This is a genomic window from Mesorhizobium sp. M7A.F.Ca.CA.004.04.2.1, from assembly GCF_004022825.1.
Lineage (GTDB): Bacteria > Pseudomonadota > Alphaproteobacteria > Rhizobiales > Rhizobiaceae > Mesorhizobium.
Map to the genome: position 1 here is coordinate 1 of NZ_RZPH01001771.1, position 473 is coordinate 473.

Sequence of the window (473 nt, forward strand, 5' to 3'; positions counted from 1 at the left end):
GGCTTCGTCGTGGCGAAACGGGTCATCCCGGCGCGGAAAGTCGCGGCGGCGGCGAGCTTGCCGGCGTGAAGCTCGGGATAGCCGCCCGGCAGCCAGCAGACATCGCAAGCCTCGTCGGGCGCTTCGTCGGCGAGCGGCGAGAACGGGACGATTTCGGCGCCGGCCTTGCGCCAGTAGGCGGCGACATGCGGATAGAGGAAGGTGAAGGCGGCATCCTCGGCCAGTGCGATCCGCTGGCCGGGCGGCGCCAGTGCGTCGGTGAAGCCGCCAGACGCCGGGGTGAAGGGTGTCGCCAGGGCCATGATCGCATCGAGGTCGAGCGATTTCTCCGCCATGTCGGCCAGCCGGTCGAGATGCGCCATCAGGTCGTCATATTCGCCGGCCTGGACGAGGCCGAGATGGCGTTCGGGCAGGTTCAGCGTGGGATCGCGCAGGATGGCGCCGACGACTGGCAGGCCGATCGCCTCGATGGC

At 69.6% G+C, this 473-nt stretch carries 1 pseudogene; it reads right to left on the reverse strand.

Annotated elements, in window-relative coordinates:
- A pseudogene (locus EN893_RS37485) lies at positions 1-473 on the reverse strand (cobyrinic acid a,c-diamide synthase); the annotation flags it as partial.